Genomic DNA, 15,259 nt, shown 5'->3' on the forward strand with positions numbered 1-15,259 from the left:
GCGCGAATTGAGGTAAATCAAACAAAGTGGATTTTGTTTTTGCGGGCAAGAAATTTTGGATTGGGTGGTGATAATGGTGATTTTGATTACACACAGTTACAAATGATTGCAAACGCAAAGGCAGCCTGAAAACGAAAAATACGTTTTCAGGCTGCCTTAATTTTAAATCATGTAAAACATATACAATATCATCCACATCACCACCACCGCCCAAGCCAAATCCAGCACCACTGCCAATATAAATAGCCAAACCTTGGTGGCTACTTTTGTTTTATGTACCAGCATCATCAGCACCGCGATGATGTGCCATAAAATCATCGCGCCCGTAAACATAAACAGTTGGTTCCCCGTCCCAAACAGCGTTCCATTAAGCATAACGGGCGGCACAATAGCCACGAGAAACCACCAAATGCCAGCGGGGATGCCCCATTTAATCAGCGATGGCAAAGGCTGATATTCTGGCTCGGTGGTGGTTTCATCGGCTTCGGCGGTTGTTTTATCTGGCTCGTCTGTCATATTCATTCCTTTTTTGGGTTGTTTAAGGCAGCCTGAAAACGAGTAAAGCGAGTTTCAGCGAAGCTAAACCAAAAAAACCATTTTCAGGCTGCCTATTACTACAAAAACCGCCTACGCATCAATATTCTGCGCCACCAGCGCATTCGCTTCAATAAATGCTCTGCGCGGCTCAACCTCGTCGCCCATCAGTGTAACAAACGTTTCATCGGCGGCAATCGCGTCTTCAATGCGCACTTTCAGCAAGCGGCGCACTTCGGGGTTCATGGTGGTTTCCCAAAGCTGCTCGGGGTTCATCTCGCCCAAGCCTTTGTAGCGTTGCATGGTTAAGCCTTTTTGCGCGGTGGCAAGCAGACTGTCTAGCGCGGCTTCAAAGCTGGCAACGTGTTGCGCTTCGGCATCGCCTTTGTGCAAGGCTGCGCCTTCACTGCCGATTAAGCCGCGTTGCTGTTCAGCGGTTTTCAGCAGCACTTGATAGGCTTTGCTGTCCACAAATTTCTGGTCTAAATACGACACCATCACATTGCCATGCAGCTGGCGCGTGATTTTGATGAAATGCCCGCCGTCTTGCCCTGCGATGTGTTCCAACGCGATTTCTGGGTTTTTCAGGCTGCCTAAAAGGGCGGCAATGGCGTGTTGCGCGGCTGGTTCGCTGGATAAATCAATCGGTTCAATGTCTATCAGTGCGCGCAGCACAGCGGCATCAATCACGCGGCTTTCTTCGGCAATGGTGTTGCGCGCGCGCAAGAATTGCTTGGCGAGTTTGGTTAATTCCGCGCCTTCCAGCGTGCGGCTGCCTGCCACGATTTTGGCGTTGTCCACCGCCAACCCAAGCAAAAATTCGTCTTTTTCCATTTCGTCTTTCAGATAACGCTCTTGCTTGCCGTGTTTGGCTTTATACAGCGGCGGCTGGGCGATATACACATAGCCGCGTTCTATCAATTCGGGCATTTGGCGGTAGAAGAAGGTGAGCAGCAGCGTGCGAATGTGTGCGCCGTCCACGTCGGCATCGGTCATAATGATGATGCGGTGGTAGCGCAATTTTTCTAGGTTAAATTCTTCTTTGCCGATGCTGGTGCCCAGTGCGGTAATCAGCGTGGCAACTTCTTGGCTGGCGAGCATGCGCTCAAAGCGGGCGCGTTCCACGTTCAAAATCTTGCCTTTGAGCGGCAAAATGGCTTGGAATTTGCGGTCGCGCCCTTGCTTGGCGGAGCCGCCTGCCGAATCGCCCTCCACCAGATAAAGCTCGGATAACGCAGGGTCTTTTTCCTGGCAATCAGCAAGTTTTCCGGGCAAACCCAAACCGTCCATCACGCCTTTGCGACGCGTGAGTTCGCGGGCTTTACGGGCGGCTTCGCGGGCACGGGCGGCTTCTACGATCTTGCCGCAGATAATCTTGGCATCGTTGGGGTTTTCTTCCAAAAAGTTTTTCAAGGCTTCGCCCAACACTTCGTTTACCACGGGCGAAATTTCGCTGGAAACCAGTTTGTCTTTGGTTTGCGATGAGAATTTGGGGTCGGGCAGTTTCACGGATAACACGCAGGTCAAACCTTCGCGCATATCGTCGCCCGAGGTATCCACTTTGGCTTTTTTGGCGATGTCGTTATCGGCGATGTATTGGTTGATGGTGCGCGTCATGGCTTGGCGCAGCGCGGTCAGGTGCGTGCCGCCGTCGCGTTGCGGGATGTTGTTGGTGAAGCATTGCACGGATTCTTGGTAGCTTTCGTTCCATTGCATCGCGCATTCCACCGTCATGCCGTCTTTTTCGCCCAGCGCGTAGAAAATCTTGCTGTGCAAGGGTTTTTTGCTGCCGGTGATGTATTGCACAAAGCCTTGCACGCCGCCTGATTCGGCGAAGTCTTCGTGTTTGCCGTCTCGTTTGTCAAACAGCTCGATGCGCACGCCGTTGTTCAAAAACGAGAGTTCGCGGATACGCTTGGCGAGCGTTTCAAATTTGTATTCCACCGTGCCAAAGGTGTCTTCGCTGGCGAGAAATTGCACGCGCGTGCCGTGGCGATTTTCAGGCTGCGCTGCGCCGATGGCTTTCAGCGGCGCTACGGTTTCGCCGCGTTTGAATTCGACAAAATGCTCTTTGCCTTCGCGCCAAATGGTGAGTTTGAGCCAATAGGACAGCGCATTGACCACGCTCACGCCCACGCCGTGCAAGCCGCCTGACACTTTGTAGCTGTTGTTATCAAATTTTCCGCCTGCGTGCAGAATGGTCATAATCACTTCGGCGGCGGAGCGGCCTTCTTTGGGGTGTATGCCTGTGGGAATGCCGCGCCCATTGTCTTCGATGGTGATGGATTCGTCGGCGTTGATGGCAACGGTGATGCGGTCGCAATAGCCTGCTAGGGCTTCGTCGATGGCGTTGTCTAGCACTTCAAATACCATGTGGTGCAAGCCTGAGCCGTCTTGGGTGTCGCCGATGTACATCCCTGGGCGTTTGCGGACGGCTTCTAGGCCTTCTAGGACTTGGATACTGGCTGCGCCGTATTCTTGATTGGTTTGTTGTGTCATGGTTTCGGTCTTTATTGAGTAAATGGAATGGGGTTTCAGGCTGCCTCATTTAGAACGCGGCGATAAACAGCGCAATCACGCAAACCAAGCCCGCGCTCCAAATGGCGGAACGCGCGGCGGCTTTGTCTTGGGCGTATGCCCAAATATAGGCGATGCGAGAGAGAAGAAACAGGGTTGTCCAAAAGTTGATTGTGCCTTGCGCGGCTTCGCCTGTGGCGTGGGCAATGATGACGGCGGCGGCATAAAGCGGCAGCATTTCGTAGCCGTTTTGTTGCGCGGCGTTGAGTCGTGCGGCTTTGCCTGTGGCTCGGGCGAGAATTTCGCGCGGATTGTGGTTTTCGGCGGCGTGCATATTGGCGGCTTTTTTGGCGGCAACGGAGCAGAATAAATTGAACAAGGCGAAAAGGAAAATGCTGAAATAGGCGAAAGTCATGGGGATTCCTTGTGTGCGCTTTTCAGGCTGCCTGAAAAGGGGTTTGAATGTAAACGCGCAATTATATCATAGCCTTGCTGGGATACATTTTCAGGCTGCCTTGTGTGATTAAGAACCTGTATTCATTATTTGCATAGGCAGATTTGATGACATAAAAACGCGGATACAAGGCAAAAAGCACAGCAAGGTTGGACACCTTGCGCGCATTTTTAACGCAGTAACCGCGTTTTTAGGGCATTAAAGATGCCTATGAAAATAGTGAATACAGGTTCTAATGGGCAGCCTGAAAATCATTTATCGGCGTTGTCGGCAAGGATTTTGTGGTACACGCTGGGCGGAACGTAGCGTTTTACAATCTCGCGCCAGCCTTTTGGCCCGACTAACCCTTTAACCATAGTGGACGAAATCTCGGCAATTTCGCGCGGCGGCATCAGAAACACGGTTTTGATGGCTGGCTGCAAATCGGCGTTGATGTGGCGCATGGCGCGCTCGTATTCATAATCGCCAGCGGAGCGGATGCCGCGCACGATAAACGCCGCGCCGACGTCGTGGGCGTAGTTCACCAAAAATTGATATTCATACGATGCCACGCGCACGTTAGGATAGGGCTTTGCCATGTCTTGCAAAAAGGCGATGCGCTCGGCAACGGTGTAGCTGCTTTTTTTGTCGGGGTTGATGCCGATGGCAACAATCAGCTCGTCAAAAAGCTGTTGGGCTTCGGCTATCATCCATAGGTGCCCGTTGGTGGGCGGGTCGAAACTGCCTGCGTACACGGCGCGGCGAAGGGTGGATTGGGTATTCATATCAAATGGGTTGGTAGCCTTGAAAGCCGATGGGGGCGGGTTTGCCTTGCGGGTTGGGCGTGAGCGTGATGTGCCAATCGGGCAAGCGTTCGTTGAGCAGCAACACGTTGTCCACGTCTTTCAGGTTGTCTTTATGCTGCGCGTGATGATGGGGAAGCAGGGCGGCAAGGGCTTTTTGTTTGGCTTCGGCAGCGGTTTCGGCAACAAACAAGCCGAACTCGTGCGCTTCGGGCAAGGCTTCGGGGCAATAACCGCCCACGTTCACAAAATAGAGTTTCAGGCTGCCTGAAACGGAGGTGGCGGCTTTGGGGGCGACTTGGATGCCGTAGCCGTCTGCCCAGTTGATGATTTGCCAGCCGTCTATGTGGATTTTGTCGGCATCGCCAAACCACGCGGCTTTGAGCACGGGGATGGCTTCTTGCCATGTGTCGCAAACGGCAAACTGCACATCGTGGACTTCGATGTTGGATTGCCCTGCGCTGCCGCCGAGATAAAAAAGATGGAGTTGAGGCATGGTGGTTTCCTTGTGGAACGAGCCGCGCATAATAAAGGCAGCCTGAAAAACGGTAAATACCATTTTCAGGCTGCCTCTCTTTTTCAGGCTGCCCTTGTCTTTTCAGGCTGCCTATCTATGTTTACAAGGCGAGCAAATTAGTGCCCACCGCCGCCGCAAGCACCGCAGCAGCCGGAACCGCCTTGTTTCATGTCAATCACCATACGGCCTGTAATCTTGCCGTGGTGCATTTCGTCAAAGATGGCAGGGGCTTCGTCCAGCGTGCGCAGTTGCACTTTGGGCACCACCAAGCCTTCCGCACCAAATTGGAACGCTTCTTCCAAGTCTTTGCGCGTACCCACCAGCGAACCGACCACTTCAATGCCGTCCAACACCACGCGCGGGATAGACAAATCCATGCTTTCGGGCGGCAAGCCAATCGCCACCACGCGGCCGCCTGCGCGAACGCAGTTCACCGCCGAGTTAAACGCCGCTTTGGATACCGCTGTTACCACCGCCGCGTGTGCGCCACCATTGGTGTGTTTTTTGATGAATTCGGCCGCGTCTTCTTTGTTGGGGTTCACCACCAAATCCGCGCCGCTTTCTTTGGCAAACGCCAATTTTTCATCGTTCACATCCACCGCAATCACGTGCGCGCCGAATACTTTCTTCGCATATTGCACGCCCAAGTTGCCCAAGCCACCTGCGCCGTAAACCGCAATCCATTGACCGGGGCGGACGCCGGCCACTTTAATGCCTTTGTATGTGGTAACGCCCGCGCAAGTGATGCTGGATGCTTGGGCAGGGTCTAAGCCCTCGGGTACTTTCACGGCGTAATCGGCATCCACAATACAATGCGTCGCCATGCCGCCGTCGGCAGTGTAGCCCGCGTTCAACACGCTGCGGCACAAGGTTTCGCGCCCTGTGTTGCAGTATTCGCACGAGCCGCAGCTTTGGAACAACCACGCAATGCTCACGCGGTCGCCCACTTTCAACGCTTTCACGCCATCGGCAACTTCTTTCACAATGCCGATGCCTTCGTGTCCCAACACCACGCCCGTTTTATCGCCATAATCGCCTGCGGCAACGTGCAAATCGGTGTGGCACACGCCACAATATTCCACTTCAACCAATGCTTCGTTGTAACGCAAAGGGCGGATTTCTTTTTCTGTTACTTCCACGCCGTGTTTTGCATTGGGGTTCACTACTGCTGCTTTCATTTTAGCCATGATTTTTCTCCGTTTGGGAAATGGTTTGGAAAACGACGCTAACTGCACGCCAACGTGAACTGCTGAACCGCAGTATGCGCTTTTGGTTTATGGCGTGTCAAGGGTTTGGACGCGAAATTCCTGTTTGTAATCAAATAGATGAATATGTTATAGTGTAACCAATTTGCTGGCTGTGGGATCGCCTGTTTTCAGGCTGCCTCGGCTCCCTGCGATTAGGCAGCCTGAAAAACTTTCTGTTAAAATTCGCTTCCTTAACACCACGTCAAAACGGAACGCGCCATGCAAGTGCCACAAGAAATCCGCATCAACAAAACACGCGACACACTCACCCTTGTTTACCCCAACCACGCACACGCCCTGCCTGCCGAATTTTTGCGCGTGTATTCCCCCAGCGCGGAAGTGCGCGGGCACGGCGTTGGACAGGAAACGCTGCAAACGGGCAAACGCGGCGTATTGATTACCGATTTGGAAACTGTGGGCAACTACGCGCTCAAAATCACCTTTTCCGACGGACACGACAGCGGTTTATACGACTGGGCATATCTGCACAACCTCGGCAGCCAGCAAGCAGAATTATGGCAGCAATATCTTGCCCTGCTCGCCATGGAAGGCGCATCGCGCGACCCCGATTTAACCGCGCCCGCTCCGACCAAAGCCCATAGCTGCGGCGGCTGTTCGCATCATTAACCCCATTTCAGGCTGCCTTTGGCGCGCCTCCGCTTTGAATATATTTATGGCAGCCTGAAACGCCATTGCCCTGTTTCAGGCTGCCCTTTGCCACCGCCCCACACACATGACAAACCTATACACCCTTATCCCCGCCCTGCTCATTATCGGCACTTGCCTGTTCAGCTACCTCGGCTTCACCAACCGCGTGATTTTTGACCGCTATCAATTCCAAGTCGGGCAAGTGCGCTACAACAAGCAATACTACCGCCTGATTACATCGGGCTTTTTGCATGCCGATTGGGGGCATTTGTTTTTTAATATGTTCACGCTGTATTTTTTCGCCCGCCCCATCATGTTTTACTATGGCGTGTTTGTATTTGTGTGGCTATACATCGGCTCAATCGTTGCCGGCAACGCCTTTTCGCTCTGGCTGTATAAAAACCGCCCTAGCTATGCCGCCATTGGCGCATCGGGCGGCGTGTCGGGCGTGTTGTTTGCCGCCATCGCGCTGGCGCCCACGCAAACCATCGGCGTGTATTTCATCCCCGTAACCGCTTGGATTTTCGCCACTTTATACTTCGCCTACTCCGTTGCCATGCTGCTCAAACCCCGCCCGTGGGACAACATCGGGCACGCCGCGCATCTGGGCGGCGCAGCCTTGGGCATGGTGTTGGTTGCCACGCTCTCGCTGCCCATTTTTATGCACAACATTGTTTACATCGCCATCATGAGCCTGCCGCTGCTCTATTTGGCATACGAATTACTGATTAACAAGAAAGCCCGCTAATAATGAACCCTACCCGCCTTGCCACCCTAATCGCTTGCAGCGCCGCGCTTTGCGCCTGCGACAAAATCGCCGAAAAACTCCACCCCGCCTCCGAGCCTGCCGCCAGCCAAGCATCCGCACCCACCGCTTCTGCGCCCAAAGCCGTGAACGTGCGCGAGGCCTTTATCAGCGCGTGTTTGAGCACCGCATCGCAGCAAGCCCCCGCCGACGATGCCACCATGCAATACTGCGGCTGCGTGTACGACGAGGGCGCGAAAGCCTATGGTGACAAAGCCCAATGGGACAGCGCGCTCGCCATTGATAAACCCGAAAATATGCCCGAAAAACTGCAAAAAACCGTTGCCAGCGTATCGGATAGCTGTTCACAAAAATTCTTTGGCGTGAGCGCGGCTTCGGCAGCTTCCGCCGCCATTGCATCCTCGCCCGCCAAAGCGACATCGCCCGCCGCGGCATCGCAACCTGCCGCCGCCAGCACGCCCGCCCATGCCGCCGGCGCATCCGCCGTTGCCGCATCCGATGCCAGCGCGCCTGCCGCCGCAACAGGCAAACATTCGGGTGGCAGCAAACGCCGCGGGCATCATCGCCGTCGCCGCTGATTGATTGAGGCAGCCTGAAATCGTTTTTGCTGTGCGGTAGACCGTTTTCAGGCTGCCTTTTATACCGTGTTACCCTTATCCCCAGAAAGCCCCATCATGACCGACCAAAAAACCCATTTCGGCTATCAAACCGTAAACGAAAGCGAAAAAGCGGGCAAAGTTGCCCAAGTGTTCCATTCCGTTGCCCAAAACTACGACATCATGAACGATGTGATGTCGGGCGGTTTGCACCGCGTGTGGAAACATTTCACCATCAACACCGCGCGCGTGCCCAAAAGCGGCAAAGTGTTGGACATCGCAGGCGGAACGGGCGATTTGTCGCGCGGCTGGGCAAAACGCGTGGGCAAAGACGGCGAAGTGTGGCTCACCGATATCAACTCTTCCATGCTCACCGTGGGGCGCGACCGCCTGCTCAACGAGGGCATGATTTTGCCCGTTGCCGTGTGCGATGCCGAAAAACTGCCCTTCCCCGACAATTATTTTGACCTTGTTTCCGTGTCGTTTGGCTTGCGCAACATGACGCACAAAGACGTTGCCCTTGCCGAAATGTATCGCGTGTTAAAACCGGGCGGCACGCTGTTGGTGCTGGAATTTTCCAAAGTGTACGAGCCGCTAAAACCGGTTTACGATTTTTACTCGTTCAAATTCCTGCCGCTGATGGGCAAATACATTGCCAAAGATGCCGATAGTTATCAATATCTTGCCGAAAGCATCCGCATGCACCCCGACCAAGAAACGCTGAAACAGATGATGCTGGACGCAGGCTTCGACCGCGTGGATTACCACAACCTGAGCGCGGGGATTGTAGCGCTGCACAAAGGCGTGAAATATTGATTGGAACGCACAGGCAGCCTGAAACGGGAAACCGGTTTTCAGGCTGCCTGAGTTCATTCCGTTTCAACTTATGCGCGAACCGCCCTCTCCCATACCCTTGTTAAAGGCAGCCTGAAAACATATCCGCAGGCTGTTGCCACGTTAAAAACCATCCACCCCCGCAGCCCTTTTTCAGGCTGCCCAACTCCGCCATGCCCACCATCGCCCAAATCCTGCAAACCGCCCCCATCCCGCGCAACGAAACCCGCCTGCTGCTGCAACACATCACGGGCTACACCGCCAGCCAGCTCATCACGCGCGACCGCGAGCCGCTGCCCAAAGACCAAGCCGACCAATTGCACCGCCTTATCGCACGGCGCAGCGCGGGCGAGCCGATTGCCTACCTCATCGGCACGCGCGAATTTTACGGGCGCGCCTTCGTCGTTTCCCCCGCCGTGCTCATCCCGCGCCCCGAAACCGAACACCTGCTGGAAGCCGCGCTGCAACGGCTGCCTGAAAACGGCGTGTTGTGGGATTTGGGCACCGGCAGCGGCATCATCGCCGTCAGCGCAAAATGCGAACGCCCCGATGCCCGCGTGTTTGCCAGCGACATCAGCGCCGAAGCCCTGGCCGTCGCGCAACAAAACGCCGCCGCGTGGTGCGCCCCCGTTTCATTCGCACAAGGCGCCTGGTTTGCCGCCAACCAAGTTTTCAGGCTGCCGCAACACAGCGTGCACATTATCGCCTCCAACCCGCCCTACATCGAAGCCGACGACCCGCACCTGCAACAAGGCGATTTGCGCTACGAGCCGCCCGCCGCGCTCACCGACTTTGCCGACGGCTTGGCGCACATCCGCCACATCGCCCAACACGCGCCCGCCTATCTGCGCCGCCACGGCTGGCTGCTGCTGGAACACGGCTACGACCAAGGACAAGCCGTGCGCGATATTTTGGCGCGATTTGGTTTCTGCCAAATTGAAACGCAGCAGGATTGGGCGGGGCTAGACCGCGTAACGCTCGGGCGCGTTGAGGCAGCCTGAAAACCGATTTGCCCAGCCCGTTTCAGGCTGCCTCTGCATGGTAGCAACACACTGCAATCCAGTCGGCAACCTAATAGCGCGGCGACTCGCCGACATCGCGGTAACAATCCGCACAACACCCCGCTTAGCGGCAAGCCACCGCCGCGCCATCACTGAAATCTTTACCCCAAAGGCAGCCTGAAAACCCCTTTACCCGTTTTCAGGCTGCCTCTGCATCGCACCACCACACCCGCACATTCAATCCACACAAAAAAGGCAGCCTGAAAACGCATTCAACTACGTTTTCAGGCTGCCTCATTCAAGCTATTTACGCCGCTTTATCACGACTGATCGACATTTTAATCACTTGCCATGCAAACAAGCACGCGCCGCCGATGAAGGTGAAATCCGCAATCGTGCGAATCCAGCGGAACAGCACCAAGTAATCCTGCTGCATGAACGCTTCGCTGCGCGCATACCACAAACCTTGGCTAATCGACGCATAGCCTTGAATAATGCCAATCGGCAACAAGCTGGACACAATCATCAAACCCAAGCCGCCGTTGAGCAGCCAGAAGCCGATGGTCATGTATTTGGCGTTGTAGGTGTAGTTTGGCTTGATGTAACAGCCCACCAGCAACACAAAGCCCAGAGCCAAGAAGCCATACACGCCGAACAATGCGCCGTGCGCGTGCACCGCAGTGGTATTCAAGCCTTGCAAGAAGAACAAGGTAATCGGCGGGTTAATCAAGAAGCCGAACACGCCCGCGCCCAGCATATTCCAGAACGCAACGGCGGTGAAGCACATCAAAGGCCAGCGCAAACGTTGCATCCAAGGCGCAGCGTGTTGGTGAGACCAATGCTCATACGCCTCATGGCCGAGCAGCACCAAAGGCACCACTTCCAAAGCAGAGAACGAAGCACCGGTTGCCATAACAGGCGTGGTAGTCCCCGTGAAATACAAGTGGTGGAACGTACCGGGCACGCCGCCGACCAAGAACAAGCTGCCGGCCACCAAAGAAGCGGCGGTTGCCGATTTATAGCTCACCAAGCCCAAGTTGTAGAACACAAACGCCAAGGCGGCTGTGGCGAACACTTCAAAGAAGCCTTCTACCCACAAATGCACCACCCACCAACGCCAGTATTCCATCACAGGCACAGGGCTGTGTTCGCCGTAGAACAAGCCGGGCGCATAGAACGCACCCACACCCACAATCGAAGCCACGAAAATCGCCAGCAGGTTTTTGTCGCCGCCTTGTTTGAACGCAGACACGGTGCAGCGCAGCATCAAGAACAGCCACAACAGGAAGCCCACTGTGAGCAACACTTGCCAGAAGCGGCCCAAATCCAAGTATTCATAGCCTTGGTGGCCAAACCAGAAATTGGTTGAGCCAGACATTTTGTTCAATACGAGCGAAACAAAATTGCCGGCATAAGAACCCGCCACCACGATGAACAAGGCAACGTATAACAAGTTCACGCCCAAGGCTTGGAATTTAGGGTCTTTGCCGCCGTTGATAATCGGCGCAACAAACAAACCCGCAGTCAAGAAGCCCGTTGCAATCCAGAACAGCGCAGATTGCAAGTGCCAAGTACGCGCTAGCGAGTAAGGCAAAATTTTAGACATTTCAATGCCGTAGAATGTTTGACCTTCCACGGTGTAGTGCGCCACCAAGCCGCCGAGCAAAATTTGCACGATGAACAAAATCACCGTAAGCGCAGCATATTTCCACAACGCTTTTTGCGATGGAGTCAAAGTAATTTTGGCTAATGGATCGGAAGCGGGGGCTTTGGGCGTATCGTCGTGCGAACGCAAGAAATGATAGCCCCACACCAAAAAGCCAATACCCGCCAACAAGAACACAAACGAGGCAAACGACCACATATAGTTTTCGGTGGTCGGCACGTTGTTGATTAAAGGCTCGTGCGGCCAGTTGTTGGTGTAAGTCGCTTCGGTGTTCGGGCGGTTGGTGGAAGCGGTCCACGCCGTCCAAAAGAAGAAGTTAGTCAGTTTTTGACGCGCTTCGGCATCGGGCAGGGTGTTGGTGCGCATCGCAAAGTGTTCGCGCGACTTGTTCAACGATGGCTCATCGCCATACAAACCGATGTAGTAAGGCGCAACGCTTTCAATCGCTTTGATGCGCGTATCCGACAGCTTCACGCTGCCGTCTTCCTGCACGCCGCTGTTAAAGCGGTATTCTTGAATCATTTTGGCGCGCACGGTTTCTTGTTGCACTTTATCCAGCTCGGCGTATTTTTTGCCGAAATCAGCCTGCGCGGTTAAATCCAACCATGCTTCCAATTCGCGGTGCAGCCAATCGGCCGTCCAGTCGGGGGCTTGGTATGCGCCGTGTCCCAACACCGAACCCAGCTCCATGCCGCCTGTGCTTTGCCATGCGGATTGACCTTTGAAAATATCGTCTTTGGTAAGCAAAACTTTGCCATCCGCCGAAACGAATTTTTCAGGAAACGGAGGCGACTGGCGATAAACTTCAACGCCAAGATACCCCAGCAGAGTGAACGTTACGGCTAACACGCCAATGAGCATGTACCATAACTTTTTATATTGTCCCATTTTGTGCTCCTTAAAAAAGTTAAATTGGACGTGGTTAAAAATTCATTATTATTGAATGTTAAAAATTGTAACACGAATAGCGCCAAAATAAGTAGCGATTTTTTCAGGCTGCCCTTATCGCGCCAAATTGAGATAGTTTCTTATCTTTCAAAGTGTTTACTTTAAACAACGCGCCATTCTCAAACCGTTCGCTTTTTTTGATTTACCGCAAATATTTTTAATAGAAAATTCAGCAAATATGAACTTTTTTATTTTTGTTGATTTATGTCAAGATGCGTTAATCCGCCTTAACTAATAATGCTTTCTAACAACAAGGCACCGCCAAAATAAGTAGGCAGCCTGGAAATAATTTTAAACCCGTGTTAAGGACACAACACCATGAAACGTCAAACTCTTGCGATGCTCATCGCTTCTGCTTTCGCTCTTTCCGCTTGCGCGCCACAGCCTGCGCCTGAGGACAAACCCGCTGCCGGCAGCGCGCCTGTTGCAGCAACTTCTGCTCCCGCCGCCGCTTCTGCGCCCGCTGCGTCTGCCGGTGCCGAAGCCGAAGTGCCTGCCAGCGAATTGCCTGTTATCGACGCTGTTTTAACCAAAGCACCCGAAGTTCCCCCTGCTATCGACCGCGACCACGCGGCTCGCGTGAAAGTGAACATCGAAGTGCAAGAAAAAGTAATGAAAATGGCAGACGGCGTGGACTACAAATATTGGACGTTCAACGGCGATGTGCCCGGTTCGTTTATCCGCGTGCGCGAAGGTGACCAAGTGGAAGTGCATTTCTCCAACCGCTCTGATTCCACTGTGCCGCACAATATTGACTTCCACGCTGCAACCGGCCCGGGCGGCGGCGCGGCGGCTTCGTTCACTGCCCCTGGTCATACCAGCGTATTCAGCTTTAAAGCATTGCAACCTGGTTTGTATGTTTACCACTGCGCGACTGCGCCTGTGGGCATGCACATCGCCAACGGTATGTATGGCTTGATTTTGGTTGAACCCAAAGAAGGCTTGCCCAAAGTGGACAAAGAGTTCTATGTGATGCAAGGCGATTTCTACACCAAAGGCGAATACGGCGCACAAGGCTTGCAACCGTTTGACATGAAAAAAGCGATTGATGAAGACGCGGATTACGTTGTATTCAACGGACACGTTGGCGCGATTGCAGGCGATAACGCGCTCAAAGCCAAAGTGGGCGAAAAAGTGCGCTTGTTTGTGGGCAATGGCGGGCCCAACCTCGTTTCTTCTTTCCACGTGATTGGCGAAATTTTTGACCGCGTGGTGGTGGAAGCTGGCACGGTAGAAAACCACAACGTTCAAACCACGCTTGTTCCCGCAGGCGGCGCGGCGATTGTGGAAATGAAACTGGATGTACCCGGCAGCTACACTGTGGTTGACCACTCCCTCTTCCGCGCGTTCAACAAAGGCGCGTTGGGTCAATTGGTTGCCGAAGGGGCGGAAAACAAAGACATCTTCTCAGGCAAAACGCAAGACTTAGTGTACCAAGGCGAGGGCGGCACCATCCAAACCGCGCCGCTCACCGCCAGCGAAGCCTCACAAGTTGCCGCAGGCGCACCCAAAGCCGCATCCAAAGAAGAGCGCATTAAAGCAGGCGAAAGCGTGTATCAATCCACCTGCTCGGCTTGCCACGGCGCAGAAGGCAAAGGCGTTGAAGGCGCGTTCCCTCCGTTGGCAGGCTCTGATTACCTGAATGCCGACCCCAAACGCGGCATCCACGCCGTTGTGAAAGGTTTGAGCGGCGAAATCACGGTAAACGGCAAAAAATTCAACAGCGTGATGCCCGCGCAAGCCTTGGATGACGAGAAAATCGCCAACGTGCTGACTTATGTGTTGAACAGCTTCGGCAACAAAGGCGGCGAAGTAAAACCCGAAGACGTTGCCGCCGCGCGTAAATAAAGCGTAGTTTTGTGAGAGATTGGCTGCCTGATGTGTGTATCACGATTCAGGCAGCTTTTTTAACGAAGGACGTTTGAGGCAGCCTGAAAATTGCGTAAAATCCACTTTCAGGATGCCTTATCACAAGGAACATCATTATGCGAACCCAACACATCATTCTCGCTATCCTATTTTCAGGCTGCCTCAGCGCGCACGCCGTGGAAATGGCAAACATCCCCGGCGGCTCTTATCGCCCGCTGTACCTCAAAAAAGACACGCCCATGATTAGCGTGAAGCCGTTTCAAATTGACAAAACGCCCGTAACCAATGCCGAATTTGCCCAGTTTGTGAAAGCCAATCCCAAATGGCAGCGCGGCAACGTGAGCGTGAAACAAGCCGAGTCAAACTACCTGAAACAATGGGACAAAAACGGCCCCAAAGCCGCCGATGTCAACAAACCCGTAACCAACGTTTCATGGTTTGCCGCCCATGCCTACTGCGCCGCGCAAGGCAAACGCTTGCCCACCAACGACGAATGGGAATTTGTGGGGCTCGCATCCGAGCTGCAAGCCAACGGCAGCAACGAACCGAGCTACAACCGCACCATTTTGAGCTGGTATGAAAACGGCAGCAAAGGGCTAAAAAACATCCGACAAAACAAACCCAATTTCTACGGCGTGTACGATATGCACGGCTTGATTTGGGAATGGACATCCGATTTCAACAGCAGCCAAATCACATCAGGCACGCTTAAAGCCGCTGATTTTTGCGGTTCAGGCGCAGTAAACAGCAGCGATCCCAGCAACTACGCCGCCTTCCTGCGTTATGGCATCCGCACCAGCTTACAACCCAATTTTGTCTTGCACAATATGGGGTTTCGCTGCGCCAAATAGTTTTCAGGCTGCCTGAAACACTTTTTCAG

Annotated in this window: 15 protein-coding genes; 7 read left to right on the top strand and 8 right to left on the bottom strand. The window is 53.8% G+C overall.

All coding sequences use genetic code 11. From position 1 onward, the window contains the following. Nucleotides 1-162: 162 nt before the first annotated feature. From H3L93_RS10465 to adhP, 6 genes are all read right to left on the bottom strand, one after another. The gene (locus H3L93_RS10465; protein ID WP_040559180.1) at nt 163-516 is read right to left on the bottom strand and encodes a hypothetical protein; all 354 of its coding nucleotides are present in this window, start codon (nt 514-516) and stop codon (nt 163-165) included. 111 nt (nt 517-627) lie between these two features. Further along, nucleotides 628-3,033, bottom strand: coding sequence for a DNA topoisomerase (ATP-hydrolyzing) subunit B (gene gyrB, locus H3L93_RS10470; protein WP_003798963.1), 2,406 nt, complete (start codon nt 3,031-3,033; stop codon nt 628-630). A gap of 49 nt (nt 3,034-3,082) precedes the next feature. Then, a complete protein-coding gene (locus H3L93_RS10475; protein ID WP_003798962.1) occupies nt 3,083-3,466 on the bottom strand; it encodes an MAPEG family protein in 384 nt (127 codons plus the stop codon). 290 nt (nt 3,467-3,756) lie between these two features. Further along, a complete protein-coding gene (coaD, locus tag H3L93_RS10480; protein WP_003798960.1) occupies nt 3,757-4,269 on the bottom strand; it encodes a pantetheine-phosphate adenylyltransferase in 513 nt (170 codons plus the stop codon). Nucleotide 4,270: 1 nt separating this feature from the next. Then, complete coding sequence (locus H3L93_RS10485) at nt 4,271-4,783, bottom strand: DUF1543 domain-containing protein (RefSeq protein ID WP_040559203.1); 513 nt, start codon at nt 4,781-4,783, stop codon at nt 4,271-4,273. Nucleotides 4,784-4,920: 137 nt separating this feature from the next. Next, a complete protein-coding gene (adhP, locus tag H3L93_RS10490; RefSeq protein WP_040559202.1) occupies nt 4,921-5,982 on the bottom strand; it encodes an alcohol dehydrogenase AdhP in 1,062 nt (353 codons plus the stop codon). A 288-nt stretch (nt 5,983-6,270) separates the two neighbouring features. Here adhP and H3L93_RS10495 point away from each other — a divergent pair, with 288 nt between their 5' ends. The 5 genes from H3L93_RS10495 to prmC all read left to right on the top strand — a co-directional run bounded on the left by H3L93_RS10495 (nt 6,271) and on the right by prmC (nt 9,896). After that, a complete protein-coding gene (locus tag H3L93_RS10495) occupies nt 6,271-6,678 on the top strand; it encodes a gamma-butyrobetaine hydroxylase family protein (RefSeq protein ID WP_003798952.1) in 408 nt (135 codons plus the stop codon). A 106-nt stretch (nt 6,679-6,784) separates the two neighbouring features. Then, nucleotides 6,785-7,447 carry a rhomboid family intramembrane serine protease gene (locus H3L93_RS10500; RefSeq protein WP_003798951.1) on the top strand — a complete coding sequence of 221 codons (663 nt, stop codon included), beginning with the start codon at nt 6,785-6,787 and terminating at the stop codon, nt 7,445-7,447. A gap of 2 nt (nt 7,448-7,449) precedes the next feature. Next, complete coding sequence (locus H3L93_RS10505; protein ID WP_003798950.1) at nt 7,450-8,043, top strand: hypothetical protein; 594 nt, start codon at nt 7,450-7,452, stop codon at nt 8,041-8,043. Between the two features lie 96 nt (nt 8,044-8,139). Then, nucleotides 8,140-8,877, top strand: a complete 738-nt coding sequence (ubiE, locus tag H3L93_RS10510) for a bifunctional demethylmenaquinone methyltransferase/2-methoxy-6-polyprenyl-1,4-benzoquinol methylase UbiE (RefSeq protein WP_003798947.1) — start codon at nt 8,140-8,142, stop codon at nt 8,875-8,877. A gap of 191 nt (nt 8,878-9,068) precedes the next feature. After that, nucleotides 9,069-9,896: a peptide chain release factor N(5)-glutamine methyltransferase gene (gene prmC, locus H3L93_RS10515; protein WP_003798943.1), complete on the top strand. Its 828-nt coding sequence runs from the start codon at nt 9,069-9,071 to the stop codon at nt 9,894-9,896. Here prmC and H3L93_RS10520 read toward each other — a convergent pair. Next, on the bottom strand, nt 9,858-10,046 hold the full coding sequence (locus H3L93_RS10520; RefSeq protein WP_155803246.1) for a hypothetical protein: 189 nt from the start codon (nt 10,044-10,046) through the stop codon (nt 9,858-9,860). The two genes, prmC and H3L93_RS10520, sit on opposite strands and share 39 nt — an antisense overlap. A gap of 157 nt (nt 10,047-10,203) precedes the next feature. Then, nucleotides 10,204-12,450, bottom strand: a complete 2,247-nt coding sequence (locus H3L93_RS10525) for a nitric-oxide reductase large subunit (RefSeq protein ID WP_003798939.1) — start codon at nt 12,448-12,450, stop codon at nt 10,204-10,206. 378 nt (nt 12,451-12,828) lie between these two features. Between H3L93_RS10525 and nirK the strand changes: the two genes are divergently transcribed. Both nirK and H3L93_RS10535 read left to right on the top strand, forming a co-directional pair. Next, nucleotides 12,829-14,358 carry a copper-containing nitrite reductase gene (nirK, locus tag H3L93_RS10530; RefSeq protein WP_003798935.1) on the top strand — a complete coding sequence of 510 codons (1,530 nt, stop codon included), beginning with the start codon at nt 12,829-12,831 and terminating at the stop codon, nt 14,356-14,358. Nucleotides 14,359-14,495: 137 nt separating this feature from the next. Then, nucleotides 14,496-15,230: a formylglycine-generating enzyme family protein gene (locus H3L93_RS10535; RefSeq protein ID WP_003798933.1), complete on the top strand. Its 735-nt coding sequence runs from the start codon at nt 14,496-14,498 to the stop codon at nt 15,228-15,230. Nucleotides 15,231-15,259 lie beyond the last annotated feature (29 nt).

This window comes from Kingella oralis (assembly GCF_014054985.1).
Taxonomy (GTDB): Bacteria; Pseudomonadota; Gammaproteobacteria; order Burkholderiales; family Neisseriaceae; genus Kingella_B; species Kingella_B oralis.